Origin of the sequence: Pseudomonas sp. FP603 (assembly GCF_030687415.1) — a bacterium.
GTDB lineage: Bacteria > Pseudomonadota > Gammaproteobacteria > Pseudomonadales > Pseudomonadaceae > Aquipseudomonas > Aquipseudomonas wuhanensis.
In genome coordinates, this window is the sequence record NZ_CP117431.1 from 2,317,837 (window position 1) to 2,340,399 (window position 22,563).

The window sequence follows — 22,563 nt, forward strand, 5'->3', positions numbered from 1 at the left end:
CGGGGAGACCGATTTCAGCAATTCTCGAGCGTGGCAGTGGCCAAACCGGGAAAGTCTGTAATCAGGCTGTCAACGCCGAAGTCGGCGAGTCTGCGCATCAGCGCGGGCTCGTTGACTGTCCACACCGACACATGCAGCCCCTGACGCTGCGCCTTCTGCAGGCGTTCCGGCGTACACAGGGTCCAGTTCAGCGCCAGCATCTCACAGCCATAGTTTTGCGCGACCTTCAGCGGGTCGAGCCAGGCGTATTCGGCCACCAATCCGCGAGACACGTCCGGCACCAGGTCCAGCGCGGCTTTCAATACTTCGCGTGAGCTCGACGTGATCGTGACCTTGTCCCGCATGCCGAAACGCTGGGCCAGTTCACGAATCGCCAGCACGGTGGTCGCGGCACGGGTGCGTGAAGCGCTTTTGACTTCCAGCTGCCAGTGCTCGAAATCGCATTTTTCGAACAATTCTTCCAGCGTTGGAATCGGGCAAGGTTTGATCCAGCCCGGGCCACCCTTGCGCGCGTCGTAGGTCACTAGCTCTGCCGCCGTGTGTTCGACCACTTTGCCGCGGCGGTCGGTGGTGCGTTTGAGGGTCGGGTCGTGGATCACCATCAACTCGCCGTCTTTGGACAGGTGCAAGTCCAGTTCACAACGACGTACGCCGTGCTTGAGGCATTCCTGAAAGCTGGTCAGGGTGTTTTCCGGTGCTTCGCCCTTGGCGCCGCGATGGCCGTAGATGAGAGTCACGGTTCTTCCTTAAATTAAATGCCTGATTCGTTTTGTTCGCGGGCCAGGCGTCGTTCTTGTGCCTGTCGCTGCAAGATGTAACGGGCCAGCAATTGCCGCTGGGCATCGGACAGGTATTCGAACTCGGTGCCGACGTCGTAGCCGTCGCCCTTGCGGTCGCAATGGGTGACGCGTGCCCGCAGCAACAGGCCGAGGGCTTGTGGCATCAGCACCAGTTTGATCGACAGGTGCGCGTCGACGGCAATGGGTGTCGGATACTGAAAGTCGATGCCGCCTTCGGAGATGATCACCGGCTGCGGCTCGCCGATCTGTCCGAGCACAGTCAGGGCGACCACCTGACTCAGCAGGTCGATGCGTTTGTTCTGGGATTTCAGGAACGCGGCGATGGTGCGGTCGCGTTCGCTGATCTGTCGCAGCAGGTGTTGCGACTCGAATTCGCTCAGGTGCAGTTCGCTGAGCAGGTTGAATAGAGGGGAAGCATCCTGCAACACTTCCTGGCCTGCGGCTTCGGGAGCAGACAGGGGCCGAATTTCCAGTGCGATCGTGTCCTCGATACGGTAGTATTCGCGGCGATCTTCTTCATCTAATGTCGACATGGCGAACCCATGGTAGCGGCGGTGGTCTGAGTGTAAAGCTGGTTATCGACCCCCGCCACAAGGACGTTCCTTTTCCCTCCGAACAAGCCCCGACATGTTCAGACCTCTCTTCGTATTTATTGGCACGCGTTATACCCGTGCAAAGCGTCGCAATCATTTTGTGTCGTTCATTTCCCTGACCTCAATGATCGGACTCGCCCTTGGCGTGGTCGTGATGATCGTCGTGCTGTCGGTCATGAACGGCTTCGATCATGAGATGCGCACCCGCGTGCTGGGCATGGTGCCCCACGCGACCATCGAGTCCGGTGAGCCGATCAGCGACTGGCAAAGCCTGGCCGCCAAGGTCAAGCAGAACCCGCAGGTGGCGGCGGTTGCGCCCTTCGTCCAGATGCAGGGCCTGCTGACCAACAACGGCAAGGTTTCCAAAGTGCTGCTCAATGCCATCGACCCTGTGCAGGAACGGCAGGTGTCGATCATTGATAACTTCATGCAGCAGGGCAAACTCGATGACCTGGCACCGGGCAGTTTCGGCATCGTCATCGGCGACAAGGCCGCAGCCAAGCTCGGCGTGGCGGTCGGCGACAAGCTGACGTTTGTCGCGCCGGAAGTCACCGTGACCCCCGCCGGTATGTTCCCGCGCATGAAACGCTTTACCGTGGTCGGCATCTTCCACGTCGGTGCGGGTGAGATCGACGGCTATCTGGGCATCACCAATTTGCAGGATCTGGCGAAGCTGCACCGCTGGAAGCCGGATCAGGTCCAAGGCCTGCGCTTGAAATTCGACGATCTGTTCCAGGCACCACGCGTGGCGTGGACCATCGCTCAGCAACTCGGCGAAGATCAGTATTACGCCCGCGACTGGACCCGCACCCACGGCAATCTGTATCAGGCGATCCGCATGGAAAAAGCCATGATCGGCCTGCTGTTGCTGCTGATCGTCGCCGTTGCAGCGTTCAACATCATCTCCACGCTGGTGATGGTGGTGAACGATAAGAAGGGCGACATCGCGATCCTGCGCACCCTGGGCGCCACGCCGGGTTCGATCATGGCGACGTTCATGGTTCAGGGTACGGTCATTGGCGTGGTCGGTACGCTGATCGGCGCCGTGGTCGGGATCTTCGCCGCGCTGAACGTCAGCGCCGCGATTTCGGCCCTTGAAGGGCTGATCGGCCATAAATTCCTGAACGCCGACGTGTATTTCATCGATTACCTGCCGTCGCAAGTGCAGAGCCAGGACGTGTTGATGGTCTGCGCCGCCGCGTTGGTCCTGAGTTTCCTCGCCACCCTGTATCCAGCCTGGCGTGCCGCGCGCACCCAGCCTGCGGAGGCGCTACGTTATGAGTGAGTCGGGCATGAGTGATAAAGCAATCTTGAGCTGCCGCAACCTGGGCAAATCCTATGTGGAAGGCCCGGAATCGGTAGAGGTTCTGGCGGGTCTGCAACTGGAGCTGCACCCAGGTGAGCGCGTGGCGATCGTCGGTACGTCGGGTTCGGGCAAAAGTACCTTGCTCAACCTGCTGGGCGGCCTCGATACGCCGACCAAGGGCAGCGTCTGGCTGGCCGGTGAAGAGCTCTCGGCATTGAACGAAAAGGCGCGTGGCCTGCTGCGCAATCGGTCGCTGGGTTTCGTTTACCAGTTCCACCACTTACTGCCTGAGTTCACCGCGCTGGAAAACGTCTGCATGCCGTTGCTGATCGGTAAAACTGCGATCCCGGAAGCGCGTCAACGTGCGACGGCGTTGCTGGAGCGGGTAGGGCTGGGCCATCGTCTGGAGCACAAACCGGCGGAATTGTCCGGTGGCGAACGCCAGCGTGTGGCCATCGCCCGTGCCCTGGTGAACAAGCCAGGCCTGGTGATGCTCGACGAGCCGACCGGTAACCTCGATTCCCACACCGCGCAGGGCATTCAGGATTTGATGCTGGAACTCAGCACTTCGATGCGCACCGCGTTCCTGGTGGTGACCCACGACATGAACCTGGCCCGCCAGATGGATCGCGTCCTGCATTTGCAGGAAGGTTACCTGACACCCATCTGATTGACCGAAACCCGGCGTACTGAACAGTGCGTCGGGTCTTTTATTTTTATACGGTGCCCCAGCGAATGTTCAGACCGTTATCGATCTTTATCGGCACGCGCTATACCCGCGCCAAGCGCCGCAATCGCTTTGTTTCCTTCATCTCGATGACTTCGATGATCGGCCTCGCCCTGGGCGTGCTGGCGATGATCGTGGTGCTGTCGGTAATGAACGGCTTCCAGCGCGAAATGAGCTCGCGCATCCTCGGCATGGTGCCCCACGCGACCATCGTCGGCGTGAACCCTATCGACGATTGGCAGCCGGTGGCCGCCGCGGCGATGAAGAATCCTGAAGTGACGGCGGCGGTGCCGTTCACCGAGATGGAAGGCATGCTGTCCTACAAGGGCACGATGCAGCCGATCCAGGTCAGCGGTGTCGACCCGGCGCTGGAAGGCAAGGTGTCGATCGTTGCCAAACATATTGTTCAGGGGCGTCTCGACGCCTTGAAGCCGGGCGAGTTCGGCGTGGTGATCGGTGAGATCACTGCGCGGCGCTTTCGCTTGAATGTCGGCGACAAGATCACCCTGATCGTGCCGGAAATCAGCACCGCGCCGGGCGGGATTACCCCGCGCATGCAGCGGCTGGACGTGGTGGGCGTGTTCAAGGTCGGCGCCGAGCTGGATGGCTCGATGGCGCTGATCCACCTCGCCGATGCCGCACAGATGCAACACTGGCAGCCAAATCAGGTGCAGAGCGTACGCTTGGCGGTGAAGGATCTGTACGCCGCGCCGCAAGTGTCGAGCGACATCGCGAGTGGCCTGGGCGCTGCCTACAAGGCTGACGACTGGACCCACACCCAGGGCAGTCTGTTCAGCGCGATGAAGATGGAAAAAACCATGATCGGCCTGCTGTTGCTGATGATCGTCGCGGTGGCGGCGTTCAACATCATCGCCACCCTGATCATGGTGGTGAACGACAAGGGCGCGGACATCGCGATCCTGCGCACCATCGGCGCGACGCCTCGGCAGATCATGGCGATCTTCATGGTGCAGGGCACGGTGATCGGGGTTGTCGGTACCTTGATTGGCGGCGTGCTGGGCGTGATTGCAGCGTTGAACGTCAGCGAACTGGTAGGCTGGATGGAGCGGGTGAGCGGGCAGCACATCTTCAGTTCCGATGTGTACTTTGTCAGTAACTTGCCGTCGGAACTGCAGGGCGCGGATGTGTTGTTGATCTGTTCCGCCGGTTTCATCATGAGCTTTTTGGCGACGGTGTATCCGGCGTGGCGGGCGGCGAAGGTCGAGCCGGCTACTGCGTTGCGGTATTCGTAAGCCTGTAGATCGCTATCGCGGGCAAGCCCGCTCCCACAGGGTTTCGAGTCGTTCACATCATTGTGATTCAACTCGGTCACTGTGGGCCGCGATGGGGCCGGCCCTGCTAGCCTCAATCCCCCTTCGGCAACTCAATCACAAACCGCGTCCACCCCTGATCCGATTCGCAACGAATCTGCCCGCCATGGGCGCGGATGATCGACTGGGTAATCGCCAACCCCAACCCTGCATGCTCACTGCTGCCTTCACGACGTGCCGGGTCTGCCCGGTAGAAACGGTCAAACAAGCGCGGCACCAAGTCTTCAGAAATCCCTTCGCCACTGTTTTCAACGCTCAAGCTCAAGCCAGTCGGCTGCTCGACAATCCTTACCCGCACCTCGCCACCGACCGGGGTAAACCGCAACGCATTGTCCAGCAAATTGGACAGCGCCCGACGCAACATGCTGCGGTCGCCCTGCATGCGCGCGCTGCCGTCACGACTCAACTTCACCTGAGCGTCTTCGGCCAACGGCGCAAAAAACTCCAGCAGCACATCGGCTTCTTCCGCCAGTTCCAGCGGTTCGCGCTTGGGCATCAGCAAGCCATGGTCAGCCTTGGCCAGGTACAACATGTCGTTGACCAGTTGCGCCATCCATTGCAGTTCTTCGAGGTTGCTGTGCAGCGCTTCGCGGTAATCCTCGATGGGACGTGGGCGGGTGAGGGTGACCTGGGTGTGGGTCAGCAGGTTCGACAGCGGTGTGCGCAGTTCATGGGCGATGTCGGCGGAGAAGGCCGAGAGCCGCTGAAAAGAGTCGTCGAGGCGTTCGAGCATGGCGTTGAAGCTGTGGGCCATTTCCGCGAGTTCCGGCGGCATGTCTGCTTCCGGCAGGCGGGCGTTGAGCGATTGCGCCGACACGCCGCTGGCGACCGCACTCATGCGCCGCAACGGACGCAAACCACTGCGCGCCGCCCAGGCGCCGAGCAGGGCCGTGGCCAGGGCTGAGAGGCCAATCGTCAGCCAGATCAGGTGTTGCATGCGTTGTAGAAAGTGTTGGTGGTGGGTGATGTCCAGCAGCAAAGTCAGTTGCGGCGAGTCGGGTTTGTCGAGGAACAGCGGCGCATTCAGGACGCGGTAATCGGTGCCGTCGTCGCTCACCGTCGACAGGCCAGGCTTGCGCGGCAAATCTTTGGGTAAGCGGGGCGAGCTGTCGTACAGCCGTTGACCGTCACTGCCAACGATGCGCAGTGAAAGATCGGCCTGTCGGCTCAATTCGTCGGCTAGCCTGGCCTCGGTATCGCTGGACTGAATGTCATCCAGTGCCCGGCGCAAACCAATCAGTTTGCCATCCAGCAACTGTTGGTCCAGCTCGATAAAGTGCGCCTCGCTGGCGCGGCTGAACAACACCCCGGCAAACAACGACACCACCGCAGTGCAGGCGGCAAACAGCAGTGCCAGACGGCTGCTTAATGAAAGTCGGCGCATCAGGCAGGGCGCTCTTCAAGGACGTAGCCCATGCCGCGCACGGTGTGGATCAACTTGTTCGGGAAGTCGTCATCTATCTTCAGACGCAAACGACGGATCGCCACTTCGATGACGTTGGTGTCGCTGTCGAAATTCATGTCCCACACCTGGGAAGCGATCAGTGACTTGGGCAGCACTTCGCCTTGGCGCCGCAGGAGCATTTCCAGCAAGGCGAATTCCTTGGCGGTCAGGTCGATGCGCTGGCCGTTGCGCTCGACCCTGCGGCGGATCAGGTCCAGGCGCAAGTCGGCCAGTTGCAGGCTGGTTTCCTGAGGTGTTGCGCTACCGCGCCGCAGCAGGCTGCGAACCCGGGCCAGCAGTTCGGAGAAGGCGAAAGGTTTGACCAGATAGTCGTCGGCGCCCAGTTCCAGGCCGTGGACCCTGTCCTCCACCGCGTCGCGGGCTGTAAGAAACAATACCGGCGTGTCCAGGCCTGCACCGCGCACCGCTTGCAAAATCTGCCAGCCATCGCGGCCAGGCAGCATCACATCGAGAATCAACAAGGCGTAATCGCCACTCAAGGCCAGTTGCTGGCCAGTGGTGCCATCTGCCACCAGTTCGGTATTGAACCCGGCCTCGGTCAGGCCCTGGCGCAGGTAATGGCCGGTTTTCGGTTGGTCTTCGACGATCAGCAGTTTCATGGGCGACTCGGGCAGTAGGAACAGGTGCGTTATACCGTGGGCGGCAAGGAAGCTGGTCAATATGACAAAGTTGTAATCCGTCTGTCAGGTGGCTGGCAGAACTGGTTGGTAGAGTCTCCCACAAGCTGAACCTCATCTTATTGGAGTGCGACTATGTTTTTGCAAAAGCATCTGGTACTGGCCGCTTGTTTGCTGAGTCTGAGCCTGGGGCTGGAAGCCTCGCCGGCACAGACCTACGATTTCGGTCAACCAGCCTCGGCCGCACAGGCTACCCGCAGCGTTGAAGTGGTGATGGGCGATATGACCTTCAGCCCCAAGGCCATCGATATCAAGGCCGGGGAAACCGTGCGTCTCGTACTGGTGAATAAAGGCCAGTTGCTGCATGAATTCAACCTCGGCGATGCACAGATGCATGCCAGGCATCAGCGGGAAATGCTCCAGATGCAGCAAAGCGGCATGTTGATGCCTACAGGCATGAAGACCATGGATCACGGTTCCATGGCCGGAATGGATCATGGCACCATGGACCACGGCATGAAGCATGACGACCCCAATAGTGTGTTGGTGGAACCGGGCAAAACCGCCGAGCTGACCTGGACCTTCACCAAGGCCACCAACCTGGAATTTGCCTGCAATATCCCCGGCCACTATCAGGCCGGCATGGTCGGCAAATTGACAGTCAGTCAGTAAGCACTCAAAGGCGGGAGCAAAGGCTGGTAGAATCCGCTGATTCTTCAGTCAGGTTTCCGCCATGCATCCCGCAGCCGAACATTCGCCGCTGGGCAAATCCAGCGAATACATCGCCACCTACACGCCGTCCCTGCTGTTCCCAATCCCGCGTACCGCGAAATGGGCCGAACTGGGCCTGACGGCTGAAACCCTGCCGTACAAGGGCGTGGACTTCTGGAACTGCTTCGAACTGTCGTGGCTGTTGCCATCCGGCAAGCCTGTGGTGGCGATTGGCGAATTCAGCATTCCGGCGGATTCGCCGAACATCATCGAATCGAAGTCGTTCAAGCTGTACCTCAACTCGCTGAACCAGACAGCGTTTGCCGATACCGCGAGCCTTGAAGCGACGCTGGCGAAAGACCTCTCGGCTGCTGCCGGCAAACCGGTGGGCGTGCGGATTCGCAGCCTGAAAGAGGTTGAGGCAGAAGGCGTCGTGGCATTGCCGGGCGTGTGCATCGATGACCTGGACATTAGCGTCAGCAGCTATGAGCATCCGCGTCCGGAACTGCTGCGCTGCGATGAGTCACTCATTATTGAAGAGTCCGTGCACAGCCATTTGCTAAAGTCCAACTGCCCGGTTACCAGTCAACCGGATTGGGGCAGCGTGGCGGTGGAGTATCGCGGCGCGGCGCTGGATCACGCGAGTTTGCTGGAATACATCGTGAGCTTTCGTCAGCACTCGGACTTTCATGAGCAGTGTGTGGAGCGGATTTTCCTCGACCTGCAACGGTTGCTGAAGCCAGAGAAACTGACGGTGTATGCGCGGTATGTGCGTCGCGGCGGGTTGGACATCAACCCGTATCGCAGCACGGAAGAAGTGCAACTGCCGAACCATCGGTTGGTCCGTCAATAAGGCTTAAGTCAAGCATGGAACCTGTGGCGAGGGGCTTGCCCCCAATGATTTGCGACGGCTTCGCAGCCGAACGGGGGCAAGCCCCCTCGCCACAATAGAACCGTGGTGCTTCGGACTGCAGAAACGAAAAAGCCCCGCTATCGATAGCGGGGCTTTTTTGCATATGGTGGGTTCAGATCCCCATGCTGACCAAGGCTTGCATGATGTTACGCAAGGTGCCGGCAAGGGCGGGATGTTCGACTTCGAAGCGCTCGACGGCCAGGTTCACATTGTCGGCGAGGTTGGTGTCCTGGGTTTTTGTTTCGAGTTCAAGCTCAAGTTCGATCTGTTGCATCAGCGCGTGCAGGTCAGCGCGCTCGGCTTCGGAAAGCGGTGGATTCTGTTCCAATTGCTCGCGCAGTTTGTTGAGCTGTTCTTGCAGTTCGCGGGCAGGCATGGCGTTCTTCCTTTTATCGATAGGCACTGGCATAGACCGCAGCGGCGCGCCAAAGGTCTATGGCTGACCTTCAGATTAATCCACTCTCGGGCAACCTGCATGCCTTCATAGGTGTGAGGCGGCGATCAGGGCTTCTCGCCCTTGAGTCGGCGCAGGCTGATATCGGCCAGGCAGGTGTCGAGCTCGCCCAGATGATCGATCACCGAATGCACGCCCAGGCCGAACAACTGCATTGTGGCCTTGCCACGCAGGTGTTCCCGTTCCTTTTGGCTCAAGGCCTGCCATTCACTCGGCGCGAGCCCACACAACGAGCCGCAGGACGCCAGGCCAATGGTCCACAACCCGGCATTCAGGCCTGATTGCAGCAAGCGTGGTTCGCCGCTGACCAGCACGCAACCGTCCAGACGCTCGACGTTCAGCGCCATCAAGGCTTGCCAGCAGGCATTCGGGGCTGGCCATGGATTGATTGTTTCCGGGTGTTGCGAAGGTTTGATCCAGGCCGGGAGTGCCGCGGCCAGCGAGTGGCTGAGGGCGGGGGGCAGTTCATCGAGCCAGGCACAAGGAATCTGTTGGCGCTGCAAGCTGGACAGGCTATCCAGAGCACCGAGCGTGACTTCGGTGTGCTCGGCAGTCAGTGTGCCGGGTTGGCGAGTGCGTGCGCCGAAATCCACCAGACATCCACTGAGGCCGAACAGTACAGCGGTCAGGCTGGGCGCGATGAGAGGCGAGGTTTCGGCGCGTGGCATATCAACATCCTTGAAATAGTAACAAGGCTATTCGTGGACGGTGACAGTTGAGTGACACTGATGTGAATCGCTCCCAGCCAGGCACAGTCGGTCGCAGGCCATCGCGCACGAAGCTGCCTAAACAGGATTTTCCATCATATACTAGCGGTCTTTGTGCTTGGGCCAAGCGCCCATGCCAGTATGAATCCAAGGAGTTTCTGTATGCGCTGGAGCAATCGACTCGCTCAGCTTTGTATGTGTGCCAGTGTATTGCTGGTTCCGTTCGCGGCTCAGGCTGCCACGGAAGAAGACCCTTGGGAAAGCATTAACCGCCCGATCTACAAGTTCAACGACTTCGTCGACACCTACGCGCTGAAGCCGGTAGCTCAGGGCTACCGGTTCGTCACGCCGCAGTTCCTGGAAGACGGCATCCACAACATGTTCCGCAACGTCGGCGACGTCACCAACCTCGCCAACGACGTGTTGCAGGCCAAGCCCGCCGCGGCTGGCGTCGACACTGCGCGCTTGATTTTCAACACCACCTTCGGCCTGCTGGGCTTCTTCGACGTGGGCACCCAAATGGGCCTGCAGCGCAACGACGAAGACTTCGGCCAGACCCTCGGTTACTGGGGCGTGGGCAGCGGCCCGTACCTGATGCTGCCGCTGCTGGGTCCAAGCACTTTGCGTGATGCGCCTTCCAAGTATGTCGACGGCTATACCGGCCCGTACCGCTACATCCACGACGTGCCGGTGCGTAATTCGATCTTCGGCCTGAACATCGTAGACACCCGCGCCAACCTGCTGTCGGCCGAGAAGCTGGTCAGCGGCGACAAATACACCTTTATTCGCAATGCGTACCTGCAAAACCGCGAATTCAAGGTCAAGGACGGCCAGGTCGAAGACGATTTTTAATCTCGACCGGTAAAACGAAGAAGGCGGCCATTTGGCCGCCTTCTTTCGTTTGGCTAGCGGGTTATTTCATCTTCAGGATTGTAAGCCCGAGTTTCTGACTGCCACCGTCCTGTGCTTTCACCCACACCACCTCGGTATCGGCCTCAAGGCCTTTTAGCGCCGTGTGATCGGAATCAATTCGCACGCTAAGCCGGTCACCGACCTTGAACAAGCGGGGCGCCTCAACCTGCATACCGCTGCTGGAAAGGTCGATGCAGACGGCTGGCACCTCGTCGCCCTCATGAATCAGCGACACATCGGCATCGACCCGCATGCGGATGAAATCGCGCTTTTCGCTGTAGTCCCGATCAGTTTGGCTCATGGGCTCGATCCTTCCTTTGGGTTACGGTTTTGCCTGTTCTTATAACTCTCGGTGATTTGACAAGTAAAGACGTCAAGCGACCATCGGCGTGAGCTTGAAACGCCTCGCGGATGGGAGTACCGTCTGCGCCTTAGAAGGGCACCTTTGGTGGACCTGTGAGTAGGGCAAACGCTCGAAAACGGTGCGGCCAGAGAGGCTAGAAAGCGAATCCAGTAGTGTGAGCAGGGCCAAATGCCCAGCCTGCTACGCCAACCTAATTCTGGCGCCGTTTGCCCACATGCCAAAAACCAGTGCCACGCTGCTGATAATCGATGATGACGAAGTAGTGCGCGCGAGCCTCGCGGCCTACTTGGAAGACAGTGGTTTCAGTGTCCTGCAGGCCAGCAATGGCCAGCAGGGACTTCAGGTATTCGAGCAAGACAAGCCCGATTTGGTCATCTGCGATCTGCGCATGCCGCAGATGGGCGGACTCGAACTCATTCGCCAGGTCACCGAGCTGTCGCCGCAAACCCCGGTAATCGTGGTGTCGGGCGCCGGCGTGATGAACGACGCGGTCGAGGCCCTGCGTCTGGGCGCGGCGGACTACCTGATCAAGCCTCTCGAAGATCTGGCCGTGCTCGAGCACTCCGTGCGCCGGGCCCTGGATCGTGCGCGCCTGCTGCTGGAAAACCAGCGCTACCGCGAGAAGCTGGAAAAGGCCAACCGAGAGCTCGAAGCCAGCCTGAACCTGCTCCAGGAAGACCAGAACGCCGGTCGCCAGGTGCAGATGAACATGCTGCCGGTCAGCCCCTGGAGCATCAACGAGTTCCAGTTCGCGCACCAGATAATCCCGTCGCTGTACCTGTCGGGCGATTTCGTCGACTACTTCCGGGTCGACGAGCGTCGGGTAGCGTTCTACCTGGCAGACGTTTCCGGTCATGGCGCCTCTTCAGCCTTCGTTACCGTGTTGCTGAAGTTCATGACCACGCGCTTGCTGTTCGAATCCAAACGCAACGGCACGTTGCCGGAATTCAAGCCTTCAGAGGTCCTTGGTCATATCAACCGGGGCCTGATCAGTTGTAAGCTGGGTAAACACGTCACAATGGTCGGTGGAGTCATCGACGAGGAGACAGGTTTGTTGACCTATAGCATCGGCGGTCATCTGCCGTTGCCTGTGTTGTACACGCCAGACAGTGTTCGTTACCTGGAAGGGCGCGGTCTGCCGGTGGGCCTCTTCAATGAAGCCACCTACGAAGATCACGTACTGGAATTGCCGCCAGTGTTCAGTTTGACGCTGATGTCTGATGGCATTTTGGACCTTTTGCCAGAACCCACACTCAAAGATAAAGAAGCTGCTTTGCCTCAACGAGTGAAGGCAGCGGGCGGCAGCCTGGATGGTCTGCGGCAGGTTTTTGGATTGGCCACGCTAGGGGAGATGCCGGATGATATCGCCCTGTTGGTGTTGAGCAGGAATCTTTAATGAGTACCGGTAGAATCCAGTTCGCCGAGCAGGATGGCACCTTCGTCCTGAAGTTCGTCGGTGAAGTTCGCCTGACCCTGTGTTCGGCGTTGGATGCGACTATTGAGCGGATCTTCACCGCGTTGAATTTCAACGCCATCGTGATCGACCTGACCGAAACCCGCAGTATCGACAGCACCACCTTGGGCCTGTTGGCCAAACTGTCGATCCTGTCGCGGCAAAAGGTCGGCCTGCTGCCGACCGTCGTCACCACCCACGAAGACATCACCCGTCTGCTGCAATCCATGGGCTTCGAGCAAGTGTTCAACATCGTTGACCGCCCGATCCCATGCCCAGAATGCCTGACCGACCTGCCAGACCAGGACCAGTCCGAAGAAGTGGTACGCGTCAAAGTCCTCGAAGCGCACAAAATTCTCATGGGCCTGAACGACTCCAACCGTGAGGCGTTCCATGACCTGGTGAATGCGCTGGAGCGGCACTGATTCCCAGAAGTGATGTGGGTCTTATGGGCCCCATCGCAGGCAAGCCAGCTCCCACATAAGCCTCAGTCGTAAACACTATCGCGACCCACCACAGAACCCCTGTGGGAGCCGGGCTTGCCCACGATGGCGTCATCACAAACGCCACATCCCTCCGCGCGCAGCCATCCAATGCCCAAATTCAACGCAAAAAAAGGGCGAACTCTTCAAGGTTCGCCCTTTTTGCACAGCTTCGAACTAGATCACAGCTTGGCCTGCAACAACGCCTCAAGCTTCTCCTGATCCCGAGCAAACTGACGAATCCCCTCAGCCAGCTTTTCAGTCGCCATCGCATCTTCGTTGGACAACCAGCGGAACTGCGCTTCATTCAAGCTAAGACGCGCTTCACCGGCATGCCCCGGCGCCAATTTGCGCTCCAGCTTGCCAGTATCCGTAGCCAGCTTCTCCAGCAGATCCGGGCTGATGGTCAGGCGATCACACCCAGCCAGTTGCTCAATCTGATTCAGGTTACGGAAGCTCGCACCCATGACCACAGTCTTGTAGTCATTGGCCTTGTAGTAATTGTAGATACGCGTCACCGACTGCACGCCCGGATCATCCGCGCCGGTGTAGTCGTTGCCGGTGGCCTTCTTGTACCAGTCGTAGATGCGGCCCACGAACGGCGAAATCAGGAAAACCCCAGCGTCAGCACAGGCCGCAGCCTGAGCGAAAGAGAACAACAAGGTCAGGTTGGTCTGGATGCCTTCCTTTTCCAGCTTCTCGGCAGCGCGAATGCCTTCCCAGGTCGAAGCGATCTTGATCAGCACACGGTCACGGCCAACGCCGGCCTTGTCGTACAGGTCGATCAGACGGTGCGCACGCTTCAATACGGCGTCAGTGTCGAACGACAGGCGCGCATCCACCTCGGTGGAAATACGACCCGGTACAACCTTCAGAATCTCTTGCCCTACCGCAACGCCAAAACGGTCGCTGGCCAGGCCCACATCGCCCTTGCAGTCGTGAACGCAAGCGTTCAGCAACTCGGCATAACCGGGAATGGCCGCCGCTTTGAGCAGCAGGGAAGGGTTGGTGGTAGCGTCCACGGGTTTAACGCGAGCGATTGCTTCGAAGTCGCCGGTGTCGGCAACCACGGTGGTCATTTGTTTGAGTTGTTCCAGCTTGGAAGTCATGGGCGTGCTCTGTCCTATGGGTCTAATGACATTACCCGAGCGCTTGCAGCCACTCAAGGGCGCGTACGTGTATCGATGGCCCCAGCGGCAACAACCTGAAAACGGATGTTTGAAAGGCGGGGCGTGGTATCGGTAGATACGATGCTGAAATGGGGGACAGGGGGAGTGTCAGATTTTTTGTGTGCGGGCCGGTAACGGCCTGCCATAAGGCAAGCCCTCATTTCACCAGTTTGACCTGGTAAATCGATCGCCATAAAGAATCGCAAACTGATTCATTGCGCTCTTCCAGTCGTGCGCTGCGCTGCCCCAATTGGCCGTGATGTTTTGCAGTGCCAGCCAGATCAGCTTCGTCGCTGCATCATCAGTCGGGAAGTGGCCTCTTGTCTTGATGATCTTGCGCAACTGAGCATTGATGCTCTCGATGGCGTTAGTGGTGTAGATCACTTTTCGGATGGCAGGCGGGAAGACAAAAAACGGGATGACTCGATCCCAGGCACGTCTCCAAGCGGCTACGACTGTTGGGTATTGTTTGCCCCAAGGCCCCGTTTCAAATGCGTCCAGAGCTTGCTCGGCAGCTTCAACGTTAAGCGCCTGATAAACCGGCTTGAGGGCTTTGGCCAACTCGCGGCGCTTGTCCCAGGAGGCGTAATCAAGACTGTTACGGATCAGGTGCACGATGCAGGTCTGCAAGGTCGTCGTCGGAAACACCGCACTCAAGGCTTCTGGCATGCCTTTAAGGCCGTCAGTTACCGCGATCAATACATCCTCAACGCCACGGGTCTTGAGGTCGTTGAAGACCTTCATCCAGAACTTGGCCCCCTCAGTGGTCTCAATCCAGATGCCCAAAATGTCTCGGGTGCCGTCCGGCAGCACGCCCAGAGCCAGGTAGATGGCCTTGTTGCGAACCAGTCCTTCCTCACGGATTTTGACCCGCAGCGCATCGAAGAAAATCACCGGATACATCGGCTCAAGCGGGCGTTGTTGCCAGGCAGTCACTTCCTCCAACACTGCGTCAGTGACCGAGCTGATGAAATCATGGGAAACATCGGTCCCGTACTGCTCCGAAAGGAATGCCCGGATCTCTCGGACGGTCATGCCACGGGCGTACATGGCAATGATTTTGTCGTCGAAGCCCGTGAACCGACGCTCATGCTTGGGGATCAGCATTGGCGCGAAGCTGCCATCGCGATCCCGAGGAATGTCCAGACGCAGCGGGCCATCATCGGTCAGCACGGTCTTGCTGCTTTTGCCGTTGCGCTGGTTACTCGACTCCTCAGGGCGCTCCGCGCCCTGAGGGTAGCCAAGGTGGTGACCCAGCTCCGCGCCAAGGGCTCGCTCGATAAGCGCCTTTTTGAACGCCATGGATGCGTCCTGAATCGCCTCGGCGCTCATTGGGCCTTTAACGAACTGATCGATCAGCTCCTTCGGAATCGAAGGAAGCTGGGTTTTGGCCTCCGAGGCCGGTTTCTTTTTGGTCGGCATACATGCTCCTTTTCAACATGTTATGCCCGAACACAAAATTTCTGACAGTCCCGGGACAGGTTCAACGCAGATGACCGTTAACGCCCCTCCAACAATTCCGCCGCCTGATCCAGCAATGCCAAAGGCTCTTTAGCCTTATGAATATCCACCGACAACAACTGCCGAAACTTCCGCGCCCCCGCAAACCCGGTGCCCAGCCCCAGCACATGCCGAGTGATGTGATGCATCGCCCCGCCCGCCAGCAGATGCTCGGCGATATAAGGCCGCAACTGCGCCAGCGCCTCGGCCCGGCTGATGACCGGTGCCTTGCTGCCGAACAGCTGCTGATCCACTTCAGCCATCACATAAGGATTGTGATACGCCTCACGGCCCAGCATCACGCCGTCAAACGTCAGCAAATGCTCGTGACAAGCCTCCAGCGTCTTGATCCCCCCGTTGAGAATAATCTCCAGCTCCGGAAAATCCGTCTTCAACCGCGCTGCCACGTCATAGCGCAGAGGCGGAATGTCACGGTTCTCCTTCGGCGACAACCCCTCCAGAATCGCAATCCGCGCATGCACCGTAAAACTCGTGCACCCGGCGTCCCGAACCGTGCCGACGAAATCACACAACTGCTCGTAACTGTCCCGCCCATTAATCCCGATCCGATGCTTCACCGTCACCGGAATCGACACCGCATCGCGCATCGCCTTCACGCAATCAGCCACCAACTGTGGATGCCCCATCAGGCACGCCCCGATCATATTGTTCTGCACCCGATCGCTTGGGCAGCCGACGTTCAGGTTTACCTCGTCGTAACCGTGGTCCTGAGCCATGCGGGCGCAGGCGGCCAGGTCAAGCGGGACACTGCCGCCGAGCTGCAGGGCTAGCGGGTGTTCGGCTTCGTTGTGACGCAGGAAACGGTCGTGATCGCCATTGAGCAGCGCGCCGGTGGTGACCATTTCGGTGTAGAGGAGGGCGTGCTTGGAGAGCAGGCGCAGGAAAAAGCGGCAGTGGCGGTCGGTCCAATCCATCATGGGGGCGACGGAGAAGCGGCGGGAGTGCGGGGCGGGTGTGGCAGTGATTGGGGGCATTGACGTTTCTGGAATGGGTGAGGCTGGGAGGTGGGGAGTTTATCAGGATTGGGCTTGCGGGGCTCAGGTGAGTCGCTGCGGGGGACAGCACAAATGAACAACGAAATGGGAGGGCTTCAGCGAGATTGATGGGATGTATCGGGCGTTTGGATGAAACAGGTGTAAATCTATTTTAGAACTAGACAACGCGCCAAAGCGAAGGGGCTTGTAACGAGGAATCGTCGATATACGGACACCCAGTGAGTTAATATTTGGTGTTCGCGCAGTTACTTAGTGAGGTCGGTACTAAGTAGTAGTTAACTTTTGAAAGTGAACGGTGACTTCCAATTAATGCCATTGATGCTTGATTTCCTGCCATTGGTCGTCTGATAGCCATTTATCTGCTGCTGGAAAGAAAATATTTTCCTCAGCATCCATATGATCGTAATATTTTTTGATGAAGTCATCGATAGTGTCAGCAATTACTCTCGTTTCCTGAGTTGTGTCCTCCAACATCTTCAGTTGTCCAGCAATACGCCCAAATGCCTGATGATCTCGCTCGATATCCTTGACCCGTTGGTGGATCGGCGCCTCAGTCGCTAGCAAGGCCAACCGAATAAGTTCTTCATTTTCATGGTGGTGGCGCTCTGCGTCACCGTGCAAGGCTTCCAGCATCTTGAACAACAGCTTGCAGTCATCAGCCACATCGGATTCATGTCTCATTTTCCTCAGCAACTCTTTGATCTGAGTAATTTTCATAGCCACTTCATGATGATAGGCCTGAAGTTCTTTCAATAAGACGTTCATATCAAATCCTCGTCATGACACCAAGCCATTACAGAAAAATATTTTAATCAGTAACCGCCCAAGAATACCTACACTTTTAAATTTGAATACCTTGTCAAATGCGCTCGTCAGCACTATTTAACCCTTTTAGTATAGGCGAGCATAAACCTCTCACCTCAGGAAATTTACCGCCCTTGGAAAAAATTGAAATATCAAGTTTATGTTTATATGCACTATTTGATCTGCCGGATAGCCGCCAGCGAAAACGGAAGGAAAAGCAGCGCCCAAAATCGACGCGATTCATACCTGGATGATCAGAAAACGGGGCATCCACTAGCCGGTTTCAAGTCAAGGTCGCTGCGATTTGCTGGATGTGATGGGGCTGCGTTGGCAGGCGCAGGTGTAGTCGCCGCAATGAAGATGGGCGACCTGAAGAGCTCGCCCATTTGCTTCATCTTCTGGATCCTTCCGGGCAACACACCTTCATGACCCCCATCGTTTAGGTCTATGTCACCTCAAGCATGAAGGATTAAACTGCTGCAGATTTTCTGCTTCCTGAACTCAAGGATGAAACATGATTCGACCCTCATTTTCTAGCGCGTGGGCGGCTTCTCAACGGATTTACGACACCATCAATCCATCTGAAAAAGTCGCGACAGTCATTGGCGGCAATGTTGCAATGAACATTAACAGCCGTGATCCGGCCTTAAGATGGGTCAACACGTGCGCGGTGCGTATGAGTTATATCCTCAATTACTCCGGCTCACTCATACCGCGAATAGTTGGCGAAACCGTGTCTGGCGCTGACAAGCGCTGGTACTTTTATCGCGTCAAAAGCCTGATTGCCTATCTGGAACAGCAATGGGGAAGCGCCGAGACGGTCAAATACCCGGCCGCAGATGGTGGCACCCTGGCGGGCCGGAAGGGTCTTATTTTGTTTGAAGTTTCTGGCTGGTCGGACGCTCAGGGGCATGCCACATTGTTTGACGGCAGAATGTGCTATGACCACTGCTATTTCAATGAGCCGGGTATGAACTATCAAACCGACCGCGCAAACTTCTGGAGTTTGTCTTGATGAAGTATTTGACTGCGGTCTTGGTACTGGCTTGGGTAGCCGCGCCTTCCAACAGTTGGTCCAAGGATGATCCGACCAACTCTCCCCAGGCAGGCGGGCGTACCTACGCGCAAAATTACAAGGATATGGTGCTGGCAGACTGCATCGCTACAGCCTACAAGAGCGAACCTGAAGCCGCCCAGGACGCCGGAAGCAGTGCCAGTGCGCTTATGGACTGGACCTATTTCGATCTGGAACAAGCACCTCAAGCCGGTAAACCTCTGGTTGACCGGTTTCTGGCTCGTGATTATCACAATCCACTGGTCGAATCAGAGCGTCAAGGCGTTCGCTTTGAGCTGCTCAAATGCCTGGACCTGTATCACAGCAAAGAGTTGGACAGCCAAGTCAAACAATTGGTCATCAATCCCCAGCATACCTATCGTCAGGACAACCCGCCACGACCCCAAAAGGATTGACCCTGCACCGCGATTGACACGTGTCGGTGATTTTTGACGGTGTCTGCCATCCCGTGCGGTAACGATGATGGCAGCTGAACCAACGCGGGCTATTTCGCCTCCGGCACCGCTATCCACTGACCCAAAATTTTCTGGTAATTCCCCGTCACCTTGGCCAGATGCAGCCACTGATCGACATACAACTTCCAGCTAATATCATCACGCGGCAACAGATAAGCCTTCTCCCCATACTGCATAAATTGCGTCGGGTTAACTGCACACAAACCCGGTTTGAGTTTCTGCTGATACAGCGCCTCCGAAGCATCGGTAATCATCACATCAGCCTTCTTATCCAGCAGTTCCTGAAAAATGGTCACGTTGTCGTGTAGCTTCAACTGCGCCTTGGGCAGGAAGGCGTGGACGAAGGCTTCGTTGGTGCCGCCGGCTGGTTCGACCAGGCGAACCGAAGGCTGGTTGATTTGTTCGATGGTCTGGTATTTCGCTTGATCTTCGCAGCGCACCAGCGGGATTTTGCCGTCGATATCCAGGGTGGTGCTGAAGAAGGCTTTTTTCTGGCGTTCCAGCGTGACGGAGATGCCGCCGACGCCGATGTCGCATTTGCCCGCGAGCATGTCGGGCATCAGGGTTTTCCAGGTGGTCTGGACCCACTCGACCTTCACGCCCAGGCTGTCGGCCAGCGAGCGGGCCATGGCGATGTCGATGCCCGAGTATTCGCCGTCTTCACCTTTGACGGTATAGGGTTTGTAGTCGCCTGTGGTGCAAACGCGAAGTTGGCCTTGTTGCAGGACGGTGTCCAGATGGGAAGGGCTTTGCTCTGCCTGAACGCCGCTGGCTAACGCGAGCAGGCCACAGAGCAGCATTGTGCTTTTTATGGTTTTCATTGTTATCGGGCTTTTGTGATGGAGTGGGGGCACGGCTGGATCAGTGTAGTGAAACCGCTTCTTGGCTGTCATCCACGCTGAATGCGATGCTCCCCGGCCCTGGTTCAATGTGCTTGATGATCGAGATGGCGATGCATGGGTCAGTGTCTGCCGTGATGATGCCCGAACAGGTGCATCAACGGGCACAGCAATAGAATCAGATAGGGCAGAAGCGGGTAAATATGGCCGTAATGCTCACGGGCCAGGTAGAACAGCCCGATCGCCAGCAGCATACCCAGCGCGATGCCGGGTTTGCTGCGCCAGAACGAGGGGGCTGGAGGGGCCGAGGGGTTTGAGTGGTTCATGTGATGCGCTCCGTTCCGACGAAAATGTTCCGGGGTTTCGTCCGGCCATGCCGGCCAATGCTAACCGTCAGCAATGGGTGTTATGGCGCAATGCTTATTGGCCCATCGGCATCTTCATCATCCTGGATTGCTGATCCATCATTTTCATCATCATGTCCATCATCGCTGTATCCGAGCCGCCCTTGCCACCGGACATGCCCATCCCCATACCTCTGCAATTGTTGTGCATCATGCCGAGGCTGTTTTTCATCGTAGTCATGGCTTCTTGCATCGCCGCCTGGCGTTCGACCGGAGTTTTGGCGGCAACCATTTTGTCGTGAGCTGCCTGCATTTTCTTCATCTGTTCGCTCATGGCCTTGTCTTGCATGGGCATGGTCTGGGTTGCGTCATTGGTGGGTGCGGCAGGCGTCGTTTCGGTGGGGGCGGCGGCCAGCGTCAGCAATGGGCTGCTCATGATCAAAGCGAGCAGGAGGGATTTGACGTAGATGTGCATGGCGATCTCCACAGTGATAACGCGGATCGGCAGCGTCGGATGGCTGCGAACCAGGGTATGTTGTGTTCCCGTTAGTGGGAATGATCTTGAACTTACTCCATGGTTGGAGGGCGTTGTTGATCCATATCAAACGACGCTCACGGAGGTTTATTGCGCTGCCAAGGTGACATTCCAATGGGTGATACGTGCCAGGCAAGGCCCAACACGTATCGCTCCACATTAGTTATTCATCCACAAGCCACGGACTTCGAACTCTTAAGATGCGCTTCAATCGAGTTGCTGGCAGAGTGGACTCTTACTCCCTTGAGTTTATCGAGTGGCGGCTCTTTCCATAGTTTTGATGCGTCGATGGGAAGGATGACCTGTAGAGCAGCCCCCTGGGGCGGATCAGCAACAAAATCGAAGTCTTGAATGCCGTCTGGCGGGAACTGGATATAAACCCGTGGCTCCAGTCTCGGGTTTGTCCATCCACCAGAATTCACCAAGCCAATTGCCGATATGTGTAGCTGCGGTGGGTTTGATTTAAGTATTTTTAAGTCGACATCCACCACTTTCATTACGCTAGCCATTTTCGATCTCCTTTCGATAATTGCGCCGCTTTTTCACCTTGGCGCTTGGGTGTTGAACCCTCTGGCTTGAAATCTGGTGTGGTTAGACGCTAGTAAAGGACCCTCACGCTGTCCACTGACTGCTCTGGCCGGTCATCGGATGCTTTCATTTCCTTACTGGGCATCCATTTCCGGGCTCAGCGTTCCGAGCCAAGCCACCAACCCCACAATCACCACCGCCGCCGCCAATTCCACCACCACGCTGCGCCGCAACGCATTGGCGGCGACCGTGTATTGCCCATCCCGCAACGACCGCTCCAGAAACGGCCCAAGGTGAAACCGGTTCAACGCGGCGAGCACCAGCATGCCGGCAAACAGCACCACTTTGGTAAACAGCAGAATCCCGTAAGTGCTGAGAAACACCTCGTCCAGCTTCGGCCCAACGATGAATAGATAATTCACGACCCCCGTCACCGTGATGACCACGACGATGGCCGCGCCAATCGCCTCAAACCGACTAACCGCGCGGGCCAGCAACCTGATGCGAGCTTCGGTTTGCAGGGCGTTGATCTTGGCCATCAACACAAACGCCAGCAACGCGCCAAGCCAAACCCCTGCCGCCAGCAAGTGCAGAATGTCCACCGTGAAGTGCCAAATGCGAAGATTGCCTTCATCCATCGCCCCATGCCCGCTCCAGGCCAGGCTGGAGAGGGCAACACCACCGGCAAAAGCCGCGATCCATAAACTGAAACCAGGTGCACGGAGCATTACCGCCAAAATAGCGACGACCAGCACTGCGATGCGAACCACCCAGGCCAATCCGACATCCATTTCAAATACCATCATTTCGATGTGTGGACGCAGCTCGGCGAAGTCCGTTTCACCGCTCATGGCACTCGCCATCATCACCATACTGGCGACAGACAACACCGCGCCCAGCACTGCCGTCCCCGCCAACATCGACCGGAATGGCAGCACCGCCCCAGACACCCGTTCCTGCCCTTTAAGGCTGTACAGCCCAAAAAGCGCCACCCCGAACAACAGCATCAAATCCACATACAACGCAAACCGCAGGGCAATGCTGACCGAGTCGCTCATCAATCACTTCACTTTGAACGTAACGTTGCCGGTGATCGGGTGAGTGTCTGAAGACACGGCGCGCCATTCGACTTTGTAGCTGCCGGTGGGCAGGGGCGAGAGCGGGGTGATGACCATGGTTTTCGGGTCGCTGCCGCCGGAGACTTTGGCTTTCATGGGCATGGGGGAGTGGGCCATGCCGGGCATGGCAGTCATGACCAGTTTGGCGCCGGAGAATTGGGTCACGAGGTTTTCGGAGAAGTGCAGTTCGATGTTGCTCGGTGCTGCACCGTTCGCACCTTCGGCCGGGGTGGAGGAGAGCAGTTTCGGGTGGGCTTGAGCCAGTGCGCTCATGAGCAGCCCGGTGGAAAGTGCGATAGCGACAGCGGTGGTTTTGATGGTGCGCATGCAAGGCCTCTTACCGCT

The 22,563-nt window shown here is 57.6% G+C and carries 27 protein-coding genes; 10 read left to right on the top strand and 17 right to left on the bottom strand.

The genetic code is table 11. The features are described from left to right. Positions 1-14: 14 nt before the first annotated feature. The gene (locus tag PSH65_RS10705) at positions 15-737 is read right to left on the bottom strand and encodes a glycerophosphodiester phosphodiesterase (RefSeq protein WP_305426179.1); all 723 of its coding nucleotides are present in this window, start codon (positions 735-737) and stop codon (positions 15-17) included. Between the two features lie 14 nt (positions 738-751). Next, on the bottom strand, positions 752-1,333 hold the full coding sequence (locus tag PSH65_RS10710) for a PilZ domain-containing protein (protein WP_305426180.1): 582 nt from the start codon (positions 1,331-1,333) through the stop codon (positions 752-754). A 94-nt stretch (positions 1,334-1,427) separates the two neighbouring features. Between PSH65_RS10710 and PSH65_RS10715 the strand changes: the two genes are divergently transcribed. The 3 genes from PSH65_RS10715 to PSH65_RS10725 all read left to right on the top strand — a co-directional run bounded on the left by PSH65_RS10715 (position 1,428) and on the right by PSH65_RS10725 (position 4,679). Continuing rightward, entirely contained in the window at positions 1,428-2,678 is a 1,251-nt protein-coding gene (locus PSH65_RS10715) for a lipoprotein-releasing ABC transporter permease subunit (RefSeq protein ID WP_305426181.1), read from the top strand. Between the two features lie 7 nt (positions 2,679-2,685). Then, entirely contained in the window at positions 2,686-3,369 is a 684-nt protein-coding gene (gene lolD / locus PSH65_RS10720; RefSeq protein WP_020700644.1) for a lipoprotein-releasing ABC transporter ATP-binding protein LolD, read from the top strand. Positions 3,370-3,434: 65 nt separating this feature from the next. Continuing rightward, a complete protein-coding gene (locus PSH65_RS10725) occupies positions 3,435-4,679 on the top strand; it encodes a lipoprotein-releasing ABC transporter permease subunit (protein ID WP_305426182.1) in 1,245 nt (414 codons plus the stop codon). 112 nt (positions 4,680-4,791) lie between these two features. On the opposite strand, the gene PSH65_RS10730 is transcribed toward PSH65_RS10725, so the two are convergent. Both PSH65_RS10730 and PSH65_RS10735 read right to left on the bottom strand, forming a co-directional pair. Then, on the bottom strand, positions 4,792-6,141 hold the full coding sequence (locus PSH65_RS10730) for a heavy metal sensor histidine kinase (RefSeq protein WP_305426183.1): 1,350 nt from the start codon (positions 6,139-6,141) through the stop codon (positions 4,792-4,794). Continuing rightward, complete coding sequence (locus PSH65_RS10735) at positions 6,141-6,821, bottom strand: heavy metal response regulator transcription factor (protein ID WP_305426184.1); 681 nt, start codon at positions 6,819-6,821, stop codon at positions 6,141-6,143. The genes PSH65_RS10730 and PSH65_RS10735 overlap by 1 nt, the downstream gene beginning before the upstream one ends. A gap of 153 nt (positions 6,822-6,974) precedes the next feature. Here PSH65_RS10735 and PSH65_RS10740 point away from each other — a divergent pair, with 153 nt between their 5' ends. Together PSH65_RS10740 and queF are read left to right on the top strand one after the other, a co-directional pair. Then, the gene (locus PSH65_RS10740) at positions 6,975-7,511 is read left to right on the top strand and encodes a cupredoxin family protein (RefSeq protein ID WP_305426185.1); all 537 of its coding nucleotides are present in this window, start codon (positions 6,975-6,977) and stop codon (positions 7,509-7,511) included. A 61-nt stretch (positions 7,512-7,572) separates the two neighbouring features. After that, positions 7,573-8,403, top strand: a complete 831-nt coding sequence (queF, locus tag PSH65_RS10745) for an NADPH-dependent 7-cyano-7-deazaguanine reductase QueF (protein WP_305426186.1) — start codon at positions 7,573-7,575, stop codon at positions 8,401-8,403. Positions 8,404-8,575: 172 nt separating this feature from the next. Here the strand turns inward: queF and PSH65_RS10750 are convergent, their stop codons facing one another. Beyond that, the gene (locus PSH65_RS10750; protein ID WP_305426187.1) at positions 8,576-8,839 is read right to left on the bottom strand and encodes a DUF4404 family protein; all 264 of its coding nucleotides are present in this window, start codon (positions 8,837-8,839) and stop codon (positions 8,576-8,578) included. Positions 8,840-8,964: 125 nt separating this feature from the next. Continuing rightward, positions 8,965-9,585, bottom strand: a complete 621-nt coding sequence (locus PSH65_RS10755; RefSeq protein ID WP_305426188.1) for an HAD family phosphatase — start codon at positions 9,583-9,585, stop codon at positions 8,965-8,967. Positions 9,586-9,786: 201 nt separating this feature from the next. Between PSH65_RS10755 and PSH65_RS10760 the strand changes: the two genes are divergently transcribed. Continuing rightward, a complete protein-coding gene (locus tag PSH65_RS10760; protein WP_305426189.1) occupies positions 9,787-10,476 on the top strand; it encodes a VacJ family lipoprotein in 690 nt (229 codons plus the stop codon). Positions 10,477-10,537: 61 nt separating this feature from the next. Here the strand turns inward: PSH65_RS10760 and PSH65_RS10765 are convergent, their stop codons facing one another. After that, positions 10,538-10,837, bottom strand: a complete 300-nt coding sequence (locus PSH65_RS10765; RefSeq protein ID WP_305426190.1) for a PilZ domain-containing protein — start codon at positions 10,835-10,837, stop codon at positions 10,538-10,540. Positions 10,838-11,114: 277 nt separating this feature from the next. Here PSH65_RS10765 and rssB point away from each other — a divergent pair, with 277 nt between their 5' ends. Continuing rightward, positions 11,115-12,296, top strand: a complete 1,182-nt coding sequence (rssB, locus tag PSH65_RS10770) for a two-component system response regulator RssB (protein WP_008076016.1) — start codon at positions 11,115-11,117, stop codon at positions 12,294-12,296. Beyond that, entirely contained in the window at positions 12,296-12,778 is a 483-nt protein-coding gene (rssC, locus tag PSH65_RS10775; protein ID WP_007897104.1) for an anti-sigma factor antagonist RssC, read from the top strand. Before rssB ends, rssC begins: the two co-directional genes overlap by 1 nt. A 239-nt stretch (positions 12,779-13,017) precedes the next feature. On the opposite strand, the gene tal is transcribed toward rssC, so the two are convergent. From tal to PSH65_RS10795, 4 genes are all read right to left on the bottom strand, one after another. After that, the gene (tal, locus tag PSH65_RS10780; RefSeq protein WP_305426191.1) at positions 13,018-13,944 is read right to left on the bottom strand and encodes a transaldolase; all 927 of its coding nucleotides are present in this window, start codon (positions 13,942-13,944) and stop codon (positions 13,018-13,020) included. 222 nt (positions 13,945-14,166) lie between these two features. Continuing rightward, positions 14,167-15,426 (bottom strand): IS256 family transposase, encoded by a 1,260-nt coding sequence (locus PSH65_RS10785; protein ID WP_305422598.1) that lies wholly within the window; start codon positions 15,424-15,426, stop codon positions 14,167-14,169. A 77-nt stretch (positions 15,427-15,503) separates the two neighbouring features. Next, a complete protein-coding gene (gene dusA, locus PSH65_RS10790) occupies positions 15,504-16,499 on the bottom strand; it encodes a tRNA dihydrouridine(20/20a) synthase DusA (RefSeq protein WP_305426192.1) in 996 nt (331 codons plus the stop codon). Positions 16,500-16,826: 327 nt separating this feature from the next. Next, positions 16,827-17,285 (bottom strand): hemerythrin domain-containing protein, encoded by a 459-nt coding sequence (locus PSH65_RS10795; protein WP_305426193.1) that lies wholly within the window; start codon positions 17,283-17,285, stop codon positions 16,827-16,829. Between the two features lie 553 nt (positions 17,286-17,838). Here PSH65_RS10795 and PSH65_RS10800 point away from each other — a divergent pair. Both PSH65_RS10800 and PSH65_RS10805 read left to right on the top strand, forming a co-directional pair. Then, positions 17,839-18,339 (top strand): type VI secretion system amidase effector protein Tae4, encoded by a 501-nt coding sequence (locus PSH65_RS10800; protein WP_305426194.1) that lies wholly within the window; start codon positions 17,839-17,841, stop codon positions 18,337-18,339. Next, positions 18,339-18,794, top strand: coding sequence for a type VI secretion system amidase immunity protein Tai4 (locus PSH65_RS10805; RefSeq protein WP_305426195.1), 456 nt, complete (start codon positions 18,339-18,341; stop codon positions 18,792-18,794). Before PSH65_RS10800 ends, PSH65_RS10805 begins: the two co-directional genes overlap by 1 nt. An 89-nt stretch (positions 18,795-18,883) precedes the next feature. Here the strand turns inward: PSH65_RS10805 and PSH65_RS10810 are convergent, their stop codons facing one another. From PSH65_RS10810 to copC, 6 genes are all read right to left on the bottom strand, one after another. Next, a complete protein-coding gene (locus tag PSH65_RS10810; protein WP_305426196.1) occupies positions 18,884-19,675 on the bottom strand; it encodes a transporter substrate-binding domain-containing protein in 792 nt (263 codons plus the stop codon). Positions 19,676-19,815: 140 nt separating this feature from the next. Beyond that, on the bottom strand, positions 19,816-20,019 hold the full coding sequence (locus tag PSH65_RS10815) for a DUF2933 domain-containing protein (protein WP_305426197.1): 204 nt from the start codon (positions 20,017-20,019) through the stop codon (positions 19,816-19,818). Positions 20,020-20,113: 94 nt separating this feature from the next. Beyond that, complete coding sequence (locus PSH65_RS10820; protein ID WP_305426970.1) at positions 20,114-20,512, bottom strand: hypothetical protein; 399 nt, start codon at positions 20,510-20,512, stop codon at positions 20,114-20,116. A 227-nt stretch (positions 20,513-20,739) separates the two neighbouring features. Further along, the gene (locus PSH65_RS10825; protein ID WP_305426198.1) at positions 20,740-21,081 is read right to left on the bottom strand and encodes a hypothetical protein; all 342 of its coding nucleotides are present in this window, start codon (positions 21,079-21,081) and stop codon (positions 20,740-20,742) included. Between the two features lie 153 nt (positions 21,082-21,234). Next, positions 21,235-22,158: a copper homeostasis membrane protein CopD gene (gene copD / locus PSH65_RS10830; protein WP_305426199.1), complete on the bottom strand. Its 924-nt coding sequence runs from the start codon at positions 22,156-22,158 to the stop codon at positions 21,235-21,237. A gap of 3 nt (positions 22,159-22,161) precedes the next feature. Continuing rightward, the gene (gene copC / locus PSH65_RS10835; protein WP_305426200.1) at positions 22,162-22,545 is read right to left on the bottom strand and encodes a copper homeostasis periplasmic binding protein CopC; all 384 of its coding nucleotides are present in this window, start codon (positions 22,543-22,545) and stop codon (positions 22,162-22,164) included. Between the last annotated feature and the right edge of the window lie 18 nt (positions 22,546-22,563).

What these genes read in the sequence shown, in the direction of transcription:
- copD (WP_305426199.1), bottom strand. Translation starts at nt 22,158, where the DNA reads ATGAGCGACTCGGTCAGCATTGCCCTGCGGTTTGCGTTGTATGTGGAT.
- PSH65_RS10810 (WP_305426196.1), bottom strand. Translation starts at nt 19,675, where the DNA reads ATGAAAACCATAAAAAGCACAATGCTGCTCTGTGGCCTGCTCGCGTTA.
- PSH65_RS10710 (WP_305426180.1), bottom strand. Translation starts at nt 1,333, where the DNA reads ATGTCGACATTAGATGAAGAAGATCGCCGCGAATACTACCGTATCGAG.
- copC (WP_305426200.1), bottom strand. Translation starts at nt 22,545, where the DNA reads ATGCGCACCATCAAAACCACCGCTGTCGCTATCGCACTTTCCACCGGG.
- PSH65_RS10815 (WP_305426197.1), bottom strand. Translation starts at nt 20,019, where the DNA reads ATGAACCACTCAAACCCCTCGGCCCCTCCAGCCCCCTCGTTCTGGCGC.
- PSH65_RS10820 (WP_305426970.1), bottom strand. Translation starts at nt 20,512, where the DNA reads ATGCACATCTACGTCAAATCCCTCCTGCTCGCTTTGATCATGAGCAGC.
- rssC (WP_007897104.1), top strand. Translation starts at nt 12,296, where the DNA reads ATGAGTACCGGTAGAATCCAGTTCGCCGAGCAGGATGGCACCTTCGTC.
- PSH65_RS10760 (WP_305426189.1), top strand. Translation starts at nt 9,787, where the DNA reads ATGCGCTGGAGCAATCGACTCGCTCAGCTTTGTATGTGTGCCAGTGTA.
- PSH65_RS10825 (WP_305426198.1), bottom strand. Translation starts at nt 21,081, where the DNA reads ATGGCTAGCGTAATGAAAGTGGTGGATGTCGACTTAAAAATACTTAAA.
- PSH65_RS10730 (WP_305426183.1), bottom strand. Translation starts at nt 6,141, where the DNA reads ATGCGCCGACTTTCATTAAGCAGCCGTCTGGCACTGCTGTTTGCCGCC.
- PSH65_RS10785 (WP_305422598.1), bottom strand. Translation starts at nt 15,426, where the DNA reads ATGCCGACCAAAAAGAAACCGGCCTCGGAGGCCAAAACCCAGCTTCCT.
- PSH65_RS10750 (WP_305426187.1), bottom strand. Translation starts at nt 8,839, where the DNA reads ATGCCTGCCCGCGAACTGCAAGAACAGCTCAACAAACTGCGCGAGCAA.
- PSH65_RS10715 (WP_305426181.1), top strand. Translation starts at nt 1,428, where the DNA reads ATGTTCAGACCTCTCTTCGTATTTATTGGCACGCGTTATACCCGTGCA.
- lolD (WP_020700644.1), top strand. Translation starts at nt 2,686, where the DNA reads ATGAGTGATAAAGCAATCTTGAGCTGCCGCAACCTGGGCAAATCCTAT.
- PSH65_RS10795 (WP_305426193.1), bottom strand. Translation starts at nt 17,285, where the DNA reads ATGAACGTCTTATTGAAAGAACTTCAGGCCTATCATCATGAAGTGGCT.
- PSH65_RS10800 (WP_305426194.1), top strand. Translation starts at nt 17,839, where the DNA reads ATGATTCGACCCTCATTTTCTAGCGCGTGGGCGGCTTCTCAACGGATT.
- rssB (WP_008076016.1), top strand. Translation starts at nt 11,115, where the DNA reads ATGCCAAAAACCAGTGCCACGCTGCTGATAATCGATGATGACGAAGTA.
- tal (WP_305426191.1), bottom strand. Translation starts at nt 13,944, where the DNA reads ATGACTTCCAAGCTGGAACAACTCAAACAAATGACCACCGTGGTTGCC.
- PSH65_RS10755 (WP_305426188.1), bottom strand. Translation starts at nt 9,585, where the DNA reads ATGCCACGCGCCGAAACCTCGCCTCTCATCGCGCCCAGCCTGACCGCT.
- PSH65_RS10735 (WP_305426184.1), bottom strand. Translation starts at nt 6,821, where the DNA reads ATGAAACTGCTGATCGTCGAAGACCAACCGAAAACCGGCCATTACCTG.
- PSH65_RS10725 (WP_305426182.1), top strand. Translation starts at nt 3,435, where the DNA reads ATGTTCAGACCGTTATCGATCTTTATCGGCACGCGCTATACCCGCGCC.
- PSH65_RS10765 (WP_305426190.1), bottom strand. Translation starts at nt 10,837, where the DNA reads ATGAGCCAAACTGATCGGGACTACAGCGAAAAGCGCGATTTCATCCGC.
- PSH65_RS10805 (WP_305426195.1), top strand. Translation starts at nt 18,339, where the DNA reads ATGAAGTATTTGACTGCGGTCTTGGTACTGGCTTGGGTAGCCGCGCCT.
- dusA (WP_305426192.1), bottom strand. Translation starts at nt 16,499, where the DNA reads ATGCCCCCAATCACTGCCACACCCGCCCCGCACTCCCGCCGCTTCTCC.
- PSH65_RS10740 (WP_305426185.1), top strand. Translation starts at nt 6,975, where the DNA reads ATGTTTTTGCAAAAGCATCTGGTACTGGCCGCTTGTTTGCTGAGTCTG.
- queF (WP_305426186.1), top strand. Translation starts at nt 7,573, where the DNA reads ATGCATCCCGCAGCCGAACATTCGCCGCTGGGCAAATCCAGCGAATAC.